Source organism: Streptomyces sp. NPDC111802, from assembly GCF_055634335.1.
The window spans coordinates 25766-44195 of the sequence record NZ_JBVKCZ010000021.1 but is presented as its reverse complement, the minus strand read 5'-3'; the positions used below and the strand labels follow the sequence as shown (position 1 = coordinate 44195).

General features: G+C 72.1%; 14 protein-coding genes. 12 read left to right on the top strand and 2 right to left on the bottom strand.

The annotated features are described in order from the left end of the window. The first annotated feature begins 58 nt into the window (after positions 1-58). The 11 genes from ACZ7NC_RS23565 to ACZ7NC_RS23515 all read left to right on the top strand — a co-directional run bounded on the left by ACZ7NC_RS23565 (position 59) and on the right by ACZ7NC_RS23515 (position 14793). Positions 59-1987, top strand: a complete 1929-nt coding sequence (locus tag ACZ7NC_RS23565) for a SpoIIE family protein phosphatase (protein ID WP_471490953.1) — start codon at positions 59-61, stop codon at positions 1985-1987. A 167-nt stretch (positions 1988-2154) separates the two neighbouring features. Then, complete coding sequence (locus ACZ7NC_RS23560) at positions 2155-5037, top strand: SpoIIE family protein phosphatase (RefSeq protein ID WP_471491116.1); 2883 nt, start codon at positions 2155-2157, stop codon at positions 5035-5037. 122 nt (positions 5038-5159) lie between these two features. Beyond that, a complete protein-coding gene (locus ACZ7NC_RS23555; protein ID WP_471490952.1) occupies positions 5160-6665 on the top strand; it encodes a sugar ABC transporter ATP-binding protein in 1506 nt (501 codons plus the stop codon). Then, entirely contained in the window at positions 6662-7795 is a 1134-nt protein-coding gene (locus tag ACZ7NC_RS23550; RefSeq protein WP_471490950.1) for an ABC transporter permease, read from the top strand. Before ACZ7NC_RS23555 ends, ACZ7NC_RS23550 begins: the two co-directional genes overlap by 4 nt. 86 nt (positions 7796-7881) lie before the next feature. Next, on the top strand, positions 7882-8067 hold the full coding sequence (locus ACZ7NC_RS23545; protein WP_471490949.1) for a hypothetical protein: 186 nt from the start codon (positions 7882-7884) through the stop codon (positions 8065-8067). Positions 8068-8153: 86 nt separating this feature from the next. Beyond that, entirely contained in the window at positions 8154-9320 is a 1167-nt protein-coding gene (locus ACZ7NC_RS23540) for a substrate-binding domain-containing protein (RefSeq protein WP_471490947.1), read from the top strand. A 71-nt stretch (positions 9321-9391) separates the two neighbouring features. After that, complete coding sequence (locus ACZ7NC_RS23535) at positions 9392-10354, top strand: cyclase family protein (RefSeq protein ID WP_471490946.1); 963 nt, start codon at positions 9392-9394, stop codon at positions 10352-10354. 56 nt (positions 10355-10410) lie between these two features. After that, the gene (locus tag ACZ7NC_RS23530) at positions 10411-11028 is read left to right on the top strand and encodes a TOPRIM nucleotidyl transferase/hydrolase domain-containing protein (RefSeq protein WP_471490944.1); all 618 of its coding nucleotides are present in this window, start codon (positions 10411-10413) and stop codon (positions 11026-11028) included. Between the two features lie 102 nt (positions 11029-11130). Then, positions 11131-12099 (top strand): nitrilase-related carbon-nitrogen hydrolase, encoded by a 969-nt coding sequence (locus ACZ7NC_RS23525; protein WP_471490943.1) that lies wholly within the window; start codon positions 11131-11133, stop codon positions 12097-12099. 35 nt (positions 12100-12134) lie between these two features. Continuing rightward, positions 12135-12977, top strand: coding sequence for a class I SAM-dependent methyltransferase (locus ACZ7NC_RS23520; protein WP_471490942.1), 843 nt, complete (start codon positions 12135-12137; stop codon positions 12975-12977). Between the two features lie 136 nt (positions 12978-13113). After that, on the top strand, positions 13114-14793 hold the full coding sequence (locus ACZ7NC_RS23515; RefSeq protein ID WP_471490940.1) for an allantoin permease: 1680 nt from the start codon (positions 13114-13116) through the stop codon (positions 14791-14793). Positions 14794-14896: 103 nt separating this feature from the next. Here ACZ7NC_RS23515 and ACZ7NC_RS23510 read toward each other — a convergent pair whose 3' ends face one another. Both ACZ7NC_RS23510 and ACZ7NC_RS23505 read right to left on the bottom strand, forming a co-directional pair. Further along, complete coding sequence (locus ACZ7NC_RS23510) at positions 14897-16648, bottom strand: serine/threonine-protein kinase (RefSeq protein ID WP_471490939.1); 1752 nt, start codon at positions 16646-16648, stop codon at positions 14897-14899. Positions 16649-16784: 136 nt separating this feature from the next. After that, positions 16785-17684 (bottom strand): NAD(P)-dependent oxidoreductase, encoded by a 900-nt coding sequence (locus tag ACZ7NC_RS23505; protein ID WP_471490937.1) that lies wholly within the window; start codon positions 17682-17684, stop codon positions 16785-16787. A gap of 142 nt (positions 17685-17826) precedes the next feature. On the opposite strand from ACZ7NC_RS23505, the gene ACZ7NC_RS23500 reads away from it, so the two are divergent. Then, positions 17827-18423: a TetR/AcrR family transcriptional regulator gene (locus ACZ7NC_RS23500; protein ID WP_471490936.1), complete on the top strand. Its 597-nt coding sequence runs from the start codon at positions 17827-17829 to the stop codon at positions 18421-18423. Positions 18424-18430: the final 7 nt, after the last annotated feature.

Genomic DNA, 18430 nt, shown 5'->3' with positions numbered 1-18430 from the left:
CGCCTTGTGATCCACCCGCCACGGCGGGGGCCCGCAGCGCGGGAAGGACGTACAAGTGATGACGAAGCGCCTCGGAGCCGGCGAGGGCGCCGACGGACAAGCGGCGGGCGGACAGGGACACGCCGCGACGCCGGGTGCGCTCCCGCACGGGTCGCCGCCTCCCGCTTCGTCACCGTCGAGGGCCTCGGGCGAGACCGCCGGCGATGAGGCCGGTGACGCGAAGCCGCGCGGGCCGGAGGGGAAAGCTTCTGCCGGACACCCCCAAGGTCCCGCCGAACACCGGGGAGACGCCGGACCGGATCCCACCGGACCGCAGACCGACAGGCTCCGCTATCTGGACGCGGCGACCCGGCGGATCGCCCGCGGTATCGATCTGGACGAGACGTTGCACGAGCTGTGCCGGGCGGCGGTCCCGGCGTTCGCCGACGCGGCGTTCGTCCATCTGTACGACCCGCTTCCGGTCGGGGACGAGGCCACCGCCATTCCCGCCGTTCTACGCCTGCACACCACGGACCGCATCTCCCCGCTGGACCCGGATGCGCCGCGCGTGGAAGCGACGGAGGTCGTACGCCCCGCTGCCGACGGTGTGCTCGCCAAGCTGCTGGAGGGCGGGCGACCCGTGTTCGGGGACACCCCGGATATCACGTCCTCGGCGGCCGAGTTGCTCGGCGGTGCCGACCCGCCGCGGGTCGCCGCACCGCCCGGACGACGGCTGATCATCGCTCCGCTGCACGGCCGCAGCCATGCCCTGGGCAGCGTCGTCCTGCTGCGCGGCCCCGGCCGGTCCGGCTTCACCGGCGACGACATGCTCGTGGCCTCCCAGCTCGCCACGCACACCGCCCTCGGCATCGACAAGGCGACCCTGTTCGCGCGTGAGGCCTCGGTCGCCGACGCGCTCCAGCGCACGATGCTCCCGCCGTCCCTGCCCGAGCCCCCCGGGGTCCGGCTGGCCAGCCGCTATCTGCCGGCCTCCCGGACCGCGCAGGTCGGCGGCGACTGGTACGACGCGATCCCGCTGCCCGGCAACCGGGTCGCGCTGGTCATCGGCGACGTGATGGGCCACTCGATGACATCGGCCGCGATCATGGGCCAGCTGCGCACGACGGTGCAGACCCTGGCCCTGCTCGATCTGCCCCCCGACGAGGTCCTGCACCATCTCGACGAACAGGCCGGACGGCTGGGCACCGAGCACACGGCGACGTGCCTGTACGCCATGTACGACCCCGTCCTGCACCGGCTGCTGGTCTCCAACGCCGGCCACCTGCCGCCGATGCTCCTCCACCCCGACGGCCGCGGGGAGATTCTGCGGGTCCCGCCCGGAGCGCCCATCGGCGTGGGCACCGGCGGATTCGAGTCCACCGAGTTGCACGCGTCGGCCGGAGCGGCGCTGCTGCTGTACACCGACGGCCTGGTCGAGTCCCGCGACGCGGATGTGCTGAGCGGGATGGAGCGGCTGCGGGCGAGGCTGCAGGCGGCCGCGTCGAGGTACGGGTCCCCGGCGCTGGAGGTGCTGTGCGACGAGGCGCTCGGCACGGTCGGGGCGGGCGACCGGGACGACGACATCGCGCTGCTCGCCGCCCGGTTCGAGGGCATCGAGCCGGAGAAGGTCGCGTACTGGTATCTGGCCCCGCGCCCCCAGACCGCGCGGCAGGCTCGTCGGCTGACCCGCAGAACGCTGCGGCAGTGGGAGCTCGACCCCCTCGCGGAGTCCACCGAGCTCCTGGTCAGCGAGGTGGTGGCGAACGCCGTACGTTTCGCTTCCCGGCCGATCACGCTACGACTGCTGCGCACGGACGTGCTCCGCTGCGAGGTCGGCGACGACTCGCCGCTGGTGCCGAGGATGCGGCACGCCCGCCTGAGTGACGAGGGGGGCCGCGGGCTGTTCCTGGTCGACCACCTGGCACTGCGCTGGGGGGCGACGCGGATGAGCTCGGGCAAGGTGGTGTGGTTCGAACAACTGCTGCCGGGCGATCCGGGCTCCGACTGACCTGGGCCCCACCCCGTCGCCCTCACCGGGGCTGACCGACTCCCCGCCCGATCACCCCGCGTACGGAGCCCTGCGCATCGTGACTCGCGTCCCCAATGCCCGTATTCTCATCAATGCCAGATTCTTCCGATGAGCGCATGGTCGAGGGCTCGAATGAGGCGAAGCGGGTGGTCCGGTCCGGCGGCGATCCGATGCTGACGGGGCGTGCGACAGGTGGCACGGGCCCCGCGCGTTCCCGTGAGCGGTTTCTCCAGGGCGAACAGGTCGCGGAGGGCGTACGGCCCCCGATCCTGGACTCCTGGCAGCGCTCCCGGGCCCTGGGACTGTCGCCGAACCAGTCCGAGCTGCCGTTCCGGGAGGACTACGAGGCCGACGGCCGGATCGTCCGCGCCGCCATACCCGTGCTGGACCGGCTGCAGTCCAGGTTCGACGGCAGCGAGATGAACATCTCCGTCGCCGACGCGAACGGAACGGTTCTCCTGCGCCGTTTCGGAAAGGCGTCGCTGGCCAGGAGCCTCCCGCCGATCCAGAGCGTCCCGGGGTTCGTGTTCGCCGAGCGGTTCGCCGGTACCAACGGCATCGGTCTGGCCCTGGCGGAGCGGCAGCTCATCCGCGTCTACGGTGCCGAGCACTTCGCCGAGCGCTCCCAGGGCAGCGCCTGCCGTGCGCTTCCCCTGCGCGATCCGCTCTGCGGGCGCGTCGAGGGCGTCCTGTGCCTCGGCTATCCACGCGACGCCGAGGACCCGTCGCTGGACCTGGTGATCCGCAAGGCGGCCGACGCCATCGAGCGGCGCCTGCTGCGGCAGAGCTCCACCCGGGAGCGCGCTCTGCTGCGGGCGTACCTGGACGCGGGGACGCAGGCGGCCGCCGGTCTTCACCACGGCGTCGACGTGGCCGAACTCGCTTCCGAGCTGCGCCCCGGAGACCGGGCGATCCTCATGGAGGAGGCCGCGGAGCTGCTCTCCCGCGCGCAGCGGGCCGCCGTCGATGTCCCCCTGCCGGACGGACGCTCGATCACGCTCGTGAGCCGTCCGATGACCTGTGCGTCCGGGGTGGAGGGCTTCGTCGTCGAGGCCGTTCTCCCCGGTCCCGCGCCCCGCGACACCGGCGCCATCCCGCACCAGGTCGACGAGGCGCTGGGCCTGCCCGCTGTACCTGCCCCGGCGGTGGCCTCACGGCCCGAGGCGGTATCGGTCGTCGCGACGCCCGGGGGTCTGTCCGCCGTGCCGCCGTCCGGACACCGTCCCGACGCGGCCCTCGACCGGGTCGCCGTGGGCGCCGAGGGCGTCACGACGGCCGGCCTCGACGGCGACAGGGGCGATCACCACACTCCCCCTGCCCCGGCCAGAGGGCTCGTACTGGTGGGGGAACCGGAGGTGGGGACGTACGCCCTCGCGGCGCGGCAGCGTCTGGAGCTGCTGTCCGAGGCAGGTACGCGCATCGGCAGCACCCTGGACGTGCGCCGTACCGCCCAGGAGCTCGCCGAGACGGCGGTGCCGCGACTGGCCGACTTCGTCACCGTCGACCTGCCGGATGCCGTCCTGCGCGGCGAGGAGTCCGCCGCTCCCCCCGACGAGCTGCTCCGTACGGTGGTCCACGGCGCCCATGGCGGCTGTCCCTTCTGGCCGGTCGGCAAGCAGGTCCGCTACGGCTCGACCACGCCGCAGCTGCGGTCACTGACGGTCGGGCAGGCGGTGATGGAGCCGGACCTGACGGCCGCCGCGGGTTGGCTCGCGCAGGACCCCGAGCACTCCGAACGGCTGCTGCGCCAGGTGCGCTCCCTCATCGCCGTGCCCCTGGTCGCCCGCGGTGTCGTCCTGGGCGTCGTCAGTTTCTACCGCGCACAGGACTCCGCCCCGTTCGAGGACGACGACCGGTCGCTGGCCCAGGAGCTCGCCGCGCGTGCGGCGCTGTCCCTCGACAACGCCCGGCGCTACACCCGGGAACGGACCCTGGCCCTGGCCCTCCAGCGCAGCCTGCTCCCGCAAGGCCTGCCCGACCACAACGCCGTCGACGTCGCGCATCGCTACCTGCCCGCCGAATCCGACGTCGGTGGGGACTGGTACGACGTCATCCCGCTCTCCGGCATGCGCATCGGCCTCTTCGTCGGCGACGTCGTGGGCCACGGCATGCTCTCGGCCGCCACCATGGGGCGGCTGCGCACCGCGGCGCGCAGCTTCGCCGAACTCGACTTCCCTCCGGACGAGGTGCTCAGCCACCTGGACAATCTCGTGGGCCGCCTCGACCGGGAGGACCCCGAATCCGACGGCGCCGGCATCATCGGCGCGACCTGTCTGTACGCCGTCTACGACCCGACCTCGCAGCGGTGCACCATGGCCCGGGCCGGCCACCCCCCGCCCGCGGTGGCCCGGCCCGACGGCACGGTGTCCTTCCCTGACCTGCCCGCCGGACCTCCGCTCGGCCTCGGGGGTCTGCCGTTCGAGGCCGCCGAGATCGATCTGCCCGCGGACAGCCGGCTGGTGCTGTACACCGACGGTCTCATCGAGGACCGCAAGCGAGACGTGGACGTCGTCCTCGATCAACTGCGCGGCGCCCTGGCCCACGCGGCACGCACACCGGAGGAGACCTGCGAGGTCATCCTGGACACCGTCGCGCCCGCCTGCCCCTACGACGACATCGCGCTGCTCGTCGCCCACGCCCACGCCCTGAAACCCGATCGGATCGCCACCTGGGAGGTGTCAGCGGACCCGGCCGTCGTCAGCGAGGTCCGTGCCTCGGCGATGCGGCAGCTGGCCGACTGGGGGCTCGACGAGGCCGCGTTCGCCGCGGAACTGATGCTGAGCGAGCTGGTCACCAACGCCATCCGGCACGGCTCCGGGCCCATCCAGGTACGGCTGCTCCATGACCGCACCCTGATCTGCGAGGTCTCCGACACCAGCGACACCGCTCCCCATCTACGGCGGGCGGCCACCACCGACGAGGACGGCCGGGGGCTCTTCCTCGTCGCTCAGCTGTCACAGAGCTGGGGGACGCGCTATACGCCGCAGGGCAAGGTCATCTGGGCCGAATGCGGGCTGCACGGGGTGTGAGCAGCCGCTGACCCGTTGAGGCCACACGAGGCCGGTGAATATCCGAAAAATAGATATACGTCCAGCTAATATCGCTCGTGGAAGTCGGGAAGAACCCGCCAGGCCGACCACCGGAGTTGTCCGTGGAACCTCTGGTCCGTGTCCGTGGGCTCGCCAAGCGGTTCGGCGGGACCGTCGCGCTGGCCGGGGTCGACCTCGACGTCCACGCAGGCAGCGTCCTCGCCCTGCTCGGTCCCAACGGAGCCGGAAAGTCCACGCTCATCAAGGTGCTCGCCGGTGTCCACCGAGCCGACGCGGGGCGGATCACGGTGGACGGGCACCCGCTCGGCAGCCACGACGCCGCACGCGCCATGTCGTTCATCCACCAGGACCTCGGTCTGGTGGAGTGGATGACGGTCGCCGAGAACATCGCGCTGAGCACCGGCTATCCGCGCCGCGCCGGGCTGATCTCCTGGCGGCGGACCCGGGAGCGCAGCGCCGAGGCCCTTGAGACCGTCGCCGGGCATCTCGACCCGGACGCGCCGATCGCCCTGCTCGCCCCGGCCGAGCGCTCACTGGTCGCCATCGCGCGAGCGCTCGCGGCACGGGCGAGGCTCATCGTCCTCGACGAGCCGACGGCACGTCTGCCGGCCGCGGACTGCGCCCGGCTTTTCCGCGTCCTGCGCACCCTGCGCGACCGCGGCCACGGCATCCTCTACGTCACCCACCGGCTGGACGAGGTGTACGAGGTCGCCGACACCTTCGCCGTCCTGCGCGACGGCCGGCTCGTCAGTCACGGTCCGTTGGCGGGCCGCGGCCAGGCCGGCCTCGTACGCGACATCACCGGCGCGGAGCCGGCCGACCACCGCCCCGCCCCCGCCCCCGCGCCCGCCGACGATTCGGCCGTGCTGACCCTCGACGGCGCTCGGACCACCGGCACGGGAGCGGTCGGCCTGGAGGTCAGGGCCGGCGAAGTTCTGGGCCTCGTCGGCCTCACCGGTGCCGGATACATGGACCTCGGGCGAGCCGTCGCGGGTGCCCGGCCGCTCCTCGGGGGACGCGCGCTTCTCGGCGGACGGCCGTACCACCCCCGGGCCGTGGCCGACGCCGTCGCGCTCGGTGTCGCCCTCGTGCCCGGCGACCGACAGCTCGAAGGCTGCCTCGCCGAGCTGACCGTACGGGAGAACCTCCTGGCCAACCCCCGAGCGGGCGGTGTGCCGGCGCTGCGCTGGATCGGCCCGCGCCGCGAGCGCCACGAGGCCGCCGCCCTGATCGAGCGGTTCTCGGTGCGTCCCCGCGACAGCGAGGCTCCCATCGCCACCCTGTCCGGGGGCAACCAGCAGAAGGTCATGATCGGCCGGTGGCTGCGTATGGGCCTGCGTCTGCTCGTCCTCGAGGAGCCGACGGCGAGTGTGGACGTGGGCGCCAAGGCCGCGATCCACCGGCTGCTGGACGAGGCGCTGGCGGCCGGTCTCGCGGTCCTTCTCATCTCCACCGACTTCGAGGAGGTCGTGGGGGTGTGCCGGCGCGCACTGGTGTTCGTCCGCGGGTCCGTCACGGCGGAGCTGAGCGGCGCCTCCCTCACCGTCGCCGGGCTGACCCGGGCGGCTTCGGCCATGCCTCCCGCCGACCCGGCGACGAAGCGGTGACTCCCCCGCCCGGGCCGCGGCCTCGTCGACCGGGCCCGCCGAGCCGATCCGGTCGCCGGGACGGAGCGAGCCTCCCGGCCCGGCTTCGCGGTGGCCCGGCCGGACATCTCGTCGGCGCCTACGGCCTCCTGGCCCTCACCGCCCTACTCGTCCTGACCTTCTCCCTCACCCTGCCGCGCACCTTCCCCACCCGGGACACCGTCGACTCGATCCTGGCCACCCAGTCCATCCCGGCGATCCTCGCGCTCGCCGCGATGGTCCCCATCGTGACCGGCGCCTTCGACCTCTCCATCGGATACGGCCTCGGCCTGGCGCACGTCCTGGTGATGCAGCTCATCGTCGACGGGGGATGGCCCTGGCCGCTGGTGTGTCTCACGGTGATCGTCGGAGGCGGTGTCGCCGGCGTCCTCAACGGCGTCATCGTCGAGTTCGGCCGGATCGACTCGTTCATCGCCACGCTCGGGACCGGCAGCATGATGTACGCCGCGACCGGCTGGATCACCGACGGCAGCCGGATCGTCCCCGGCCCGCAGGGCCTCCCGGCCGCCTTCACCGACCTGTACAACTCCACGTTCCTGGGCCTGCCGGTGCCCGCCTTCTACGTGCTGGCGCTCACGGCCCTCCTCTGGCTGGTGCTGGAGCGGCTGCCGCTCGGCCGGTACCTGTACGTCGTCGGATCGAACCCGCGCGCCGCCGACCTGCTCGGCATCCCGATCCGGAAGTACACGGTGTACGCCTTCGCCACATCGGGGCTGCTCGTCGGCTTCGCCGGAGTGCTGCTCGCGGCCCAGCAGCAGATCGGCAATCCGAGCGTCGGCCTCGACTATCTGCTGCCCGCCTTCGTCGGCGCCCTGCTCGGCTCCACCGCGATCAAGCCCGGCCGTCCCAACGCCCTGGGCACCCTGGTGGCCGTAGCCGTGCTCGCCGTCGGCCTCACCGGCATCGGCCAGGCGGGCGCCGACTTCTGGACGGTGCCGTTGTTCCACGGCGGCACCCTGCTGCTCGCCGTAGGCCTCGCCGGGTACGCCGCCCGCCGCCGCCTGCGCGTCGGCACCGCCCCGCCCCGCGACTCCCCCGCCGTGCCGCCCGATCCGTCGCCGAACGGCGGCACGCCGCCCGGCACCGCCTGACGCAGGCCCGCAAGCATCACGACCACCACCCCCGTTCGCACCCGCACACTCGCACCCGATCACGCATCCCTCCGCCAGGAGCCTCCGTGCACCACACCCCCAAGGCCTCACCCGGCATCCCCAGGGCCAAGTACGCAGCCACTGCCGCCCTGCTGACCGTGGTTGCCGTCCTGGCCAGCTGTGAACGCGTCGGCTCCGCCCCGTCCCGCGACTCCCCCGCCGTGCCGCCAGATCCGCCGCAGAACGGCGGTACGCCGCCCGGCACCGCCTGACGCAGGCCCGCAAGCATCGCGACCACCACCCCCATTCGCACCCGCACACTCGCACCCGATCACGCATCCCTCCGCCAGGAGCCTCCGTGCACCACACCCCCAAGGCCTCACCCGGCATCCCCAGGGCCAAGTACGCAGCCGCTACTGCCCTGCTGACCGCGGTTGCCGTCCTGGCCGGCTGTGAACGCGGCTCGCAGAGCGGGCGGGAGGACCTGCCTACCGGCCCGAACGGCTGTCCCGCGGCCCACGCCAGGGCCCGGACCGCCGTCGACCGGGCACAGCGGACCGACGTCACCTGGAACGGACCGACCACCGGCCCCACGGCCGTGTCCGGCCGGACCATCGTCTACGTCGCCCAGACCATGACCAACCCGGGAGTGGCGGGCGCCGCCGAGGGAGTGCGGGACGCCGCGGGCGTCATCGGCTGGAACGTCCGGGTGATCGACGGCGGCGGTACCCCCGCGGGCATCCAGGCGGCGATGAGCGAGGCGTTGGCCCTCAGGCCGGCGGGCATCGTGATCGGCGGCTTCGACCCCAACGCGACGTCGCAGCAGGTGACTCGGGCGGACGCGGCCGGAATTGCGCTCATCGGCTGGCACGCGGTCGCCGCCCCTGGCCCCAGCCGACGCCCCCCGCTCTTCACGAACGTCACGACCAACGTCGAGGAGGTGGCCAGGATCAGCGCGCGGTGGGTGATCGCCCAGTCCAACGGCACCGCGGGTGCGGTGATCTTCACCGATGCCTCGATCCCCTTCGCCCGGAACAAGTCGGAGCTGATCAGGAAGGAACTCGCCACCTGCTCTGGGGTGAAGCTGCTGGCGTACGAGAACATCCCGATCCCGGACGCGAGCACCCGCACGCCCCGCGAGGTCTCCTCCCTGCTGTCCCGCTTCCAGGACCGGTGGACCCACTCCGTCGCCATCAACGACCTCTACTTCGCCGACGCCGCACCGGCCTTGCGCGCGGTCGGCCGGAAGGGGGCCGGCCCGCCCTTCAACATCGGCGCCGGGGACGGCGATCCCTCCGCCTTCCAGCGCATCAACGGCGAGCAGTACCAGGCGGCGACGGTGCCCGAGCCGCTGTCGCTCCAGGGCTGGCAGATCATCGACGAGTTCAACCGGGCCTTCTCCGACCGTCCGGAGAGCGGGTACGTGTCCCCCATCCACATCAGTACGGCCGACAACACGGACGGGGCGACGGCATGGGATCCGTCGGGATACCGGGAGGCGTACCGGAAGATCTGGGGCAAGTAGCCGCACCGTACGGAAATCGCCCTCCCCGAGCCGGGCCCATCCCCTCCCAGCCCTGGAGCAGTGACCATCACATGACCGGCAACCCGCCCGACGCCCCGCCTCCTTCAACGCCGGACAACGGCCCGCACGTTTCGCGCGAGGAGTTCGACGTCCTCTTCGAGAGGGTCCGCACCTGGGGGCGCTGGACACCCGCAGACCGTGGCGCGTGGAACCGGGTCACGCCCGAGCACGTCCGGCGTGCCACCGCCCTCGTCCGCAGCGGCACCACCGTCCCCATGGCCCTGCCCTGGAACACGGTGCCCGGCCCGGACAACGCCAGGCCCGCCCTGCACTACATGTCCGACCTCGGGGACGTGGAGCCGCCCGAGCCGTCCTGCCACAAGGACTTCATCGCCGTCGACTACCACGGCAAGAGCGTCAGCCACCTCGACGCGCTCTCGCACATCGCCTATCGCGGACAGCTCTACGACGGCCGCGGCGCCCGCGAGGTCGTCGACGCGACGGGCGCCCACTTCGGCGCGGTCTCGTCGCTCGGCCCTCTCGTCACCAGGGGCGTCCTGATCGACCTGCCGGCCGTCCTCGGCACCGACTGGCTCGAGCCCGGCACCGCCGTGCACGCGAAGGACGTACTCGCCGCCGAGAAGGCACTCGGCGTGACCTTCGGCGAGGGCGACGCGGTCCTGCTGCGCTCCGGACACTTCCGGCGCCGCGCCGAACTCGGCCCCTGGAACCCCGACGAGGCCGGCGCCGGTTTCCACGTGGACGCCGTACCCCTGCTGGCCGAGCGCGGCATCTCGCTGCTCGGCGGCGACGGCGACAGCGACGTACGGCCCTCCCCGGTGGAGGGCCTGCACTCCCCCGTCCACGCCCTCGCCATCACCGCCATGGGCGTACCGCTCCTGGACAACCTCGACCTGGAGCCGCTGTCCTCCGCGTGCGCGGCGGAAAGCCGGTACGAGTTCCTGCTCGTCGTGGCACCGCTGAACGTACCCACCGGCACGGGCTCGCCCGTCAACCCGGTCGCGGTGCTGTGAAAGGTGCCGCGCAAATTGCCTGGCGTGCCGGCCGGGCACCGGCGGAGACTCGTCCCATGGCTGACATGGGGGCGTTTCGGGATGCGGTCACCGGGTGGGCGGCCGGAGGCCCCGGCGACCCCGCGCGAGAGCTGGCCGCGCGGCTGGCGGTGCGGGCGGCCGTGCTGCTCGAAGGCCCGAGTGACGTGGCGGCGGTGACTGCGCTGGCCGAGCGTCGCGGCCGGGATCTGGCGGCCGAGGGGGTCTGTGTACTGGCGATGGGCGGCGCGATGAGCGTCGGGCGTTTCACCAGCCTCCTCGGGCCACCTGGCCTGGGGCTTCGGCTCACCGGACTGTGCGACGAGGGCGAACGTCGCTACTACGCCCGTGGCTGGGAACGGGCCGGCGTCACGCACCAGGAATTCTTCGTCTGCGCGGCCGACCTGGAGGACGAACTGATCCGCGCGCTGGGCGCCGGCCGGGTCGCGGAACTCGTCGAGGCGGAGGGCGAGTGGCGTGCCCTGAGGACCTTTCTGTCCCAGCCCGCCCAGCAAGGGCGCACCTCACAGCAGCAGTTGCGACGCTTCCTCGGCACGAAGAAGGGCCGCAAGATCCACTACGGTCGCGTCCTCGTCGAGGCCCTCGAACCCGACCGCGTGCCGGCGCCGCTCGACGCTCTGCTCGCCGGCCTCTGACCGCTCGGCGGGGCCACGGTCGTGGCGGGGGCGTTGAAGCGGCCGTGAGTTTTTTCATGATCTCCGTGGTGCCCGGTGCCGAGGGTTCCTAGGGTCGGTGCCATGACCACCTTGAGCCCTGATGCCGCAGCGGCCTCCGAGCCCCGCCGTACCGTGACCGCCGCCGTCGTACAGGCGGCCGCCCCGCTGTTCGACACGTCGGCCGCGCTGCGCCGGGCCGAGGAGCTCGTCCGGGAGGCGGTCCTGGGGCGAGGGGCGGAGGTGGTCGTACTGCCGGAGGCGTTCCTCGGGGGTTATCCCAAGGGGCTGGACTTCGGCATCACCGTCGGGAGCCGCACCCCGGCCGGCCGGGAGGTGTTCCGCCGCTACCATGCCGCCGCCATCGACGTTCCCGGTCCCGAGGTCGACACCCTGGCCGCGCTGACCGGGGAGTTGGGCTGTCACGCCGTCATCGGTGCGGTCGAGCGCCGGGGCGGCAGCCTGTACTGCGTCGCCCTGTTCTTCGGACCCGACGGCTATCTGGGCCTGCATCGCAAGCTCATGCCGACCGCCGCCGAACGCTGTCTCTGGGGTCAGGGCGACGGTTCCACCCTGCCGGTGGTCGACACGCGCACGGCCCGCCTCGGCTCGGCCATCTGCTGGGAGAACTACATGCCCCTGTTCCGTACGGCGATGTACGCCAAGGGAGTCGACCTGTGGTGCGCACCGACCGTGGACGACCGTGACGCCTGGCAGGCCACCATGCGGCACATCGCCCTGGAGGGGCGCTGCTTCGTCCTGAGTGCGTGTCAGTACCTGCGCCGCGACGGCCTGCCCGCCGACCTCCATCCCGTCCAGGGCGACGAGCCGGACACCGTCCTGATCGGCGGCGGCTCGGTCATCGTCTCCCCGCTCGGCGAGGTCCTCGCCGGTCCGCTGCGGGACGGCGAAGGGATCCTGACCGCCGAGCTCGACCTCGACGAACTCGGGCGTGCCCGCTTCGACTTCGACCCCGTCGGGCACTACGCGCGACCCGACGTCTTCGCTCTCCACGTCGACACGTCTCCGCGCGCCGCCGTCGTCGAGGAGTGACCGGGGGCCAAGCGCACATCGTTAGCCTGCTCCCCATGGCCCACGACTTCACGCCCGCACCACGCGACGACACCCCCGAGGAGTCCCGACGCAGGCGCCTGAGCCGGACGTTCGACGAGGACGCTGAGCTGTACGACCGGGCCAGACCCGGATATCCGTCGGAGCTGTACGACGACCTCCAGGAACTCGCCGGTGCCGGACCCGGCAGCCGGGTGCTGGAGGTGGGCTGCGGGACCGGCCATGCGACGGTGCCGCTGGCCGAGCGGGGTTGCCGGATCACGGCCGTCGAGGCGGGAGCGCAGATGGCCGCGGTGGCCCGCCGCAAGCTGGCCGGGCACGCGGGGGTGGAGGTGGTGACGGCGGAGTTCGAACGCTGGTCGCTGCCTCAGGAGCCGTTCGACACGGTCGTATCGGCGACGGCGTTCCACTGGATCGACCCGGCCGTGCGGGTGGCCAAGGCCGCCGACGCGCTGAGGCCCGGAGGCGCGCTCGCCGTGGTGCGCACCCAGCATGTGCGGGGCGGTACGGAGGAGTTCTTCGTCGAGGTGCAGCGCTGCTACGAGCGCTTCGATCCGGCGACGCCGCCCGGCCTGCGGCTTCCCGCGTCCGCCGACGTCGACGGGTCGGACCACGCGCGGGAGGTGGCGCGCGACGGCCGGTTCGGTCCCACCGTCTTCCGCCGCTACGAACAGGATCTCACCTACTCGACGGCCGACTATCTGGAGCTGCTGCGCACCTACTCCGGCCACCGGGCTCTTCCGGAAGCCGCCAGGGACGGGCTGTTGAGGTGCGTCGCGGGGCTGATCGACGGGCGGTGCGGCGGGCGGGTGACCAAGCGCTACCTCATCGAGCTGGGGGTGTCACCGCGTCGGCGGTGACGACCGACCCGACCACAGAAACAACGTGTTCACGACAAGGCGAATCCGGTGGTAACAACTGCTTTCTAGCGTGACCGGCCGTGGGATCACCCCACTTCATCGAGCACCCGCACCCAGCCCCACCGGGAGGCGTGGCATGAGCACCACCGAGTCACGGCAGACGAAGTCAGCATCGACAGACACGACCACGACGGGCACGACCACGACGCAGACGTCAGCCGAGCAGGCGGTCCAGGAGACCCTGGAGGACTACACCCTCCGTTTCGCGCCCCGCAGTTACCGCCGCTGGAGCCCCATGGTCGTGGCCACCACCGCCCTCGGCGGCATCGCCTACATGGCCGACTTCTCCATCGGCGCCGGCATCGGCCTGGCCCACGGCACCGGCAACGCGCTGATCGCGATCGCCGTCGCCGCCGTCGTCATCTTCGTCACCGGCTTTCCGCTGGCGTACTACGGCGCCCGCTACAACATCGACCTCGACCTGATCACCCGCGGCTCCGGCTTCGGCTACTACGGCTCCGTCCTCACCAGCGTCATCTTCGCCAGTTTCACCTTCATCTTCTTCGCCCTCGAAGGCTCGATCATGGCGCAGGGCCTCAAGCTCGGCCTCGGGCTCCCGCTGTGGCTGGGCTACTTGGTCTCCACGCTCATGGTCATCCCGCTGGTGATCTACGGCATGAAGGCGCTCAGCAAGCTGCAGGTGTGGACGACCCCGATCTGGCTGCTGCTGATGGTCGGCCCGCTGGTCTATCTCGTCGTCACCGATCCCGGCACGGTCGACCGCTTCCTCGCCTACGCCGGCACGGACGGCGACGGCGGCGTCAACACGGCCTCGGTGCTGCTCGGCGCGGGTGTGTGTCTCTCCCTCATCGCGCAGATCGGCGAGCAGATCGACTACCTGCGTTTCATGCCGCCCAAGACCGAGGAGAACAAGCGCGGTTGGTGGACCGCCGTGGTGATGGCCGGGCCCGGCTGGGTGGTGCTCGGGGCGCTGAAGCAGGCCATCGGCGTCTTCCTCGCCGTGTACATCCTCGCCGAGGTGGGTCCGGCCGCCGCGCCGGAGCCGATCCAGCAGTTCCGCAGTGCGTTCGACGCGATGATGCCGTCCTGGATGGTCGTCCCGCTGGCCGTGGCCCTGGTGGTCATCAGCCAGATCAAGATCAATGTGACGAACGCGTACTCCGGCTCGCTGGCGTGGACGAACTCCTTCACCCGGGTGACCGGGAACTATCCCGGGCGCATGATCTTCGTCCTGGTCAACCTGACCTTCGCGCTGGTCCTGATGGAAGCCGACATGTTCAGCTTCCTCAACAGCATCCTCGGCTTCTACTCGAACTGCGCCATCGCCTGGGTCGTCACCGTCGCCACCGACATCGGCGTCAACAAGTACCTGCTGAAACTCTCCCCGCTCCGGCCCGAGTTCCGGCGCGGCATGCTCCACGCGGTCAACCCGGTGGGGGTCGTGGCGTTCGTCGCCGCCTCCGGTCTGTCCATCGCCATGTACTTCCATGTCCTCGGCGACACCCTTCAGCCGTACTCCCCCGTCGCCGCGGCCGTGATCGCCTTCGTCCTCACCCCGCTCATGGCCGTCGTCACCAAGGGCAGGTACTACCTGCGCCGCACCGACGACGGCATCGCCGAGCCCTACCTGGACGCCGACGGCAACCCGAGCGCGCTCACCCTCGACTGCCATGTCTGCCACCAGCCCTACGAGCGCCCGGACCTGACCGCCTGCGCCACCCATGACGCGGTGGTCTGCTCGCTGTGCCTGAGCACGGACAAGGTGGGAGACCACGTGCTGCCGGCCGCAGCCTGACCGCGCCCCGTCGGGACGGTCCGATCCCACCGACCGGGGGGCGTCCCGGAATGGGCGCACGCCTCCCGGTCGGCACGGGCGGTCTCGGGGCCCGACGGGTGGGTCAGCCCTCTGCCGGTGACACGTCGGTGACCTTGCCGTGGGTGTCGGCCTCCAGATAACCGGCCTGGCCGTAGTCGTCGGTCAGGTAGACGGCGATTCCGGCCGGGGTGTCGAAGATGTCGTTGGGCTGCCTCACCATGACGTAACGGGTGTCCGGGTCGTCGACGTTGAGCTTCTTGTCCGCCTCGGCGAGCAGCGCCGGAACCGCGTCCCAGTTGAAGCCGTCGAGGCTGACCGGCTGCTCGCCGCCGGCCAGGGAGCCCTTGATGATGCCCTGCTCCACGCCTCGTCCCGGCCGGTAGGTGTAGGAGTCGTACTTGGTGTCGCTGCCGTCCACCATCACCTGGGCCGACACGAAGTCCTGGTAGACGGTGAAATCGCCGAACCTGTCCCGGCCGGTCTCCTCCTCCAGGGCCTTGATGGCGGTGCGGATCCCGTCCGGGGTGAGCAGGTCGGTGCTCTGCGGATCCTTCGAGCGCTGTGCCGCCGGGGCCGCGGCCGTCGAGGACGCGGTCCGCTCCGGGGCCGCGGTGGTGGATGAGCCCCGCGCACCGGAATCGTCCTGGCCGCCTCCGAGGGGCAGCAGCCACCACATCAGCACCAGGGCGCCGGCGAGGGAGGTCCCGGAGACGCTCAGCAGGACGGCCCGTCCGGGGGTGCGACGACGGTCCGCCCGCACGGGCGCGGTGACCGGCTGGGGTGCGCCGTACCCGGGTCCGGGGTGGAGCGGCGGCCCGAAGCCGGCGGGGGCGGCCGTCGGGGGTGGGGTGCCGAACGGGACGGACGTGGCCGACGTGGTCGACGAGGCGGAGGCCCCCGGGATCGAGGGCGAGGTGTCGGCGAAGGGGGGCGGCGGGTTCAGCGGGTAGGAGGTGGGCCGGTCCCGTGCGGGTATCGGACCGGTCGGCCACGACTCGATCTCCGCCAGCCTGCGGTCCAGTTCGGCGGCGGACGGCCGTGCCTCCGGCTCCCGCACGAGCACGCTCATCAGGGCGTCGCCCAGAGCACCGGCCCGTACCGGCGGCGGCACGTCGTCGCTGAGGACCGCGGCGAGGGTGGCCAGGGTGCTGCCCCGGCGCAGCGGGTGGTGGCCCTCCACCGCGGTGTACATCATCATCGCCAGCGACCACAGGTCGGAGGCGGCGCCGCCCTCGTGCCCCGAGATGCGTTCGGGGGCCATGAAGTCGGGCGTACCGATGATGGAGCCGGTGGCGGTGAGGCTGGACGTCTCCCGGATCGCGGCGATGCCGAAGTCGGTGAGTACGGGACGGCCGTCGGGACGCAGCAGGACGTTGGCGGGTTTGACGTCCCGGTGCTGGATACCGGCGTCGTGCGCGGCGGCCAGCGCGGCCAGCACTCCCCTGCCGATCCGCGCGGCCTCGGCCGGCTGCATCGGCCCCGTCTCCAGCCGGTCGGCCAGTGACCCTCCGCTGACCAGCTCCATCACGAGCCACGGATAGGTGCCGTCACCGCCGTCGACTATGTGGTGGATGGTGACGACGTTCGGATGGTCGATCCGGGCCAGCGCCCTGGCCTCGCGCAGCACACGCTCGCGTAGCATCCGCGCGCCGTCGGGGTCGTACTCGGCCAGGTCCCGGTCGGGCGGGCGGACCTCCTTGACCGCCACCAGCCTGTGCAGCACCAGATCCCTGGCCCGCCAGACCGTACCCATCCCACCGCCGCCGAGACGGGCCTCCAACTCGAAGCGCCCGTCGACGACTCGTCTGCCGGGACGTCTGTCTGCCTCACTCATGGGCGGGAGCTTAATGGCCACCGCCTACACCGTTCGCCCGCCCCGATCACGGGCCACACCGCATCCACCGGCCACGAAGTCGTCGGTGTGGCTGTCGTAGCCGACATGAGGCTGTTCACCTGCGCGCCCGCGCCGCTCATGCTCGTCCCTCCGGCTGTGGGAACGGACCGTCGGTGCGGGCTTCGATGGCGTGCAGGACGGCCACCATGTCCTGGTCGCCGTGTCCTTGGGCGACGGTCTCGCCGAAGAGGGTGTGGCAGATGTCGAGGAGGGGCGAGGCCAGGCCGGTCTTGCGGGCGGCCTCGGCGATCAGGCGGTTGTTCTTCAGTACGTCCGCGGCGCCCGCCTGCACGGAGAAGTCCCGGGCCAGCAGCTTCGGCGCCTTCATCCGGGAGACGGCGCTGGCCATCGGTCCCGCGTCCAGGACGTCCAGGAAGAGCCGTCGGTCGAGCCCGTGCCGGTCGGCGAAGTGGAACGCCTCGGTCAGCCCGGTCACCTGCGCGATCAGGAACAGGTTCACGGAGAGCTTCATCAGCAGGGCGCCCGGTACGGCACCGCAGTCGAACGTCTCGCGGCACATGGGGGCGAGCAGCGGACGCACCCTCGCCACGGCGTCCTCGTCGCCCGCCAGCATCGCCACCAACTGCCCCTGCTCCGCGGGGACACGGGATCCGGACACCGGTGCCTCGGCATAGCTCCCGCCCGCGGCCCGGACGTCGTCCCGCAGACTGCCCGAGTACTCCGGCGAGGTCGTGCCCATGTGGACGAGGGTGTGTCCGGCGACCCGTGGCGCGAAGTCCGGTGTGCCGCGCAGGAGGACCGCGTCGAGGGCGGTCTCGTCGGCCAGCATGAGGATCACGACGCCGGCCCGCTCGAAGACCTCGGCCGCACTCGCGGCGACGTCGGCCCCGGCGGCGCGCAGGGGCTCGCAGCGCTCGGGTGTGCGGTTCCACACGACGAGGGGTGTCCCGGCGCGGGCGAGGTTGAGTGCCATGGGGCGGCCCATGACCCCCAGGCCGATGAAACCCACGTACACGATGCACCGCCGTTTCCGGCTCGCGCGGACATCGAGCCGTCGCCGCTTCCGACTATGACAGCGGTCATAGTAGCCGCTGCTATGACCGCGGTCATAGGGTGAGACGGGAAGAGGGAAGAGGCCGAGGTACGAGGAGGTCGCAATGGCGGTGTCCGAACGGGGGCCGCGCGAGCGGATGGTCTTCAGCGCGGCCCAGCTCATCCGGCGTGACGGGGTCGCCGCGACGGGGATACGTGAGGTCGCCGCGCATGCCGCCGCGCCTCGCGGCTCGCTCCAGCACTACTTCCCCGGCGGCAAGGAGCAGTTGGTCAACGAGGCGTTGGGGTGGGCGGGCCGGTATGCGGGCAACCGTGTCGCCCGCTTCCTCGCCGCGCTGGACGAGCCGACGCCCAGTGGGCTGTTCGCGCAGATGGTGCGCCAGTGGACCGACGAGTACGAGACCGTCGGGTTCGCGGGCGGCTGCCCCGTGGCGGCGGCCACGGTGGACTGCGCGGAGTCCACCGAGTCCACGCGGGAGGCGGCGGCCGCGGCGTTCGCCACCTGGACCGGGCCGGTGACCGGGGCACTGGTGGACATGGGAGTGCCGAAGGAGCGGGCCGGCGCGCTCGCCACGCTCATGATCAGCGCGCTGGAGGGGGCGATCCTGATGGCGCGGGCGGAGCGGGACGTACGGCCGTTGACGACGGTGGCCGGAGAACTCTGCCCGCTGCTCGACGGCGCGGTGCGCAAGACTGGTTGATCCACGG

Coding starts and splice junctions, on each gene's coding strand:
- ACZ7NC_RS23535 (WP_471490946.1), top strand. CDS start 9,392: ATGACCGGCAACCCGCCCGACGCCCCGCCTCCTTCAACGCCGGACAAC.
- ACZ7NC_RS23510 (WP_471490939.1), bottom strand. CDS start 16,648: ATGAGTGAGGCAGACAGACGTCCCGGCAGACGAGTCGTCGACGGGCGC.
- ACZ7NC_RS23565 (WP_471490953.1), top strand. CDS start 59: ATGACGAAGCGCCTCGGAGCCGGCGAGGGCGCCGACGGACAAGCGGCG.
- ACZ7NC_RS23520 (WP_471490942.1), top strand. CDS start 12,135: ATGGCCCACGACTTCACGCCCGCACCACGCGACGACACCCCCGAGGAG.
- ACZ7NC_RS23530 (WP_471490944.1), top strand. CDS start 10,411: ATGGCTGACATGGGGGCGTTTCGGGATGCGGTCACCGGGTGGGCGGCC.
- ACZ7NC_RS23515 (WP_471490940.1), top strand. CDS start 13,114: ATGAGCACCACCGAGTCACGGCAGACGAAGTCAGCATCGACAGACACG.
- ACZ7NC_RS23525 (WP_471490943.1), top strand. CDS start 11,131: ATGACCACCTTGAGCCCTGATGCCGCAGCGGCCTCCGAGCCCCGCCGT.
- ACZ7NC_RS23500 (WP_471490936.1), top strand. CDS start 17,827: ATGGCGGTGTCCGAACGGGGGCCGCGCGAGCGGATGGTCTTCAGCGCG.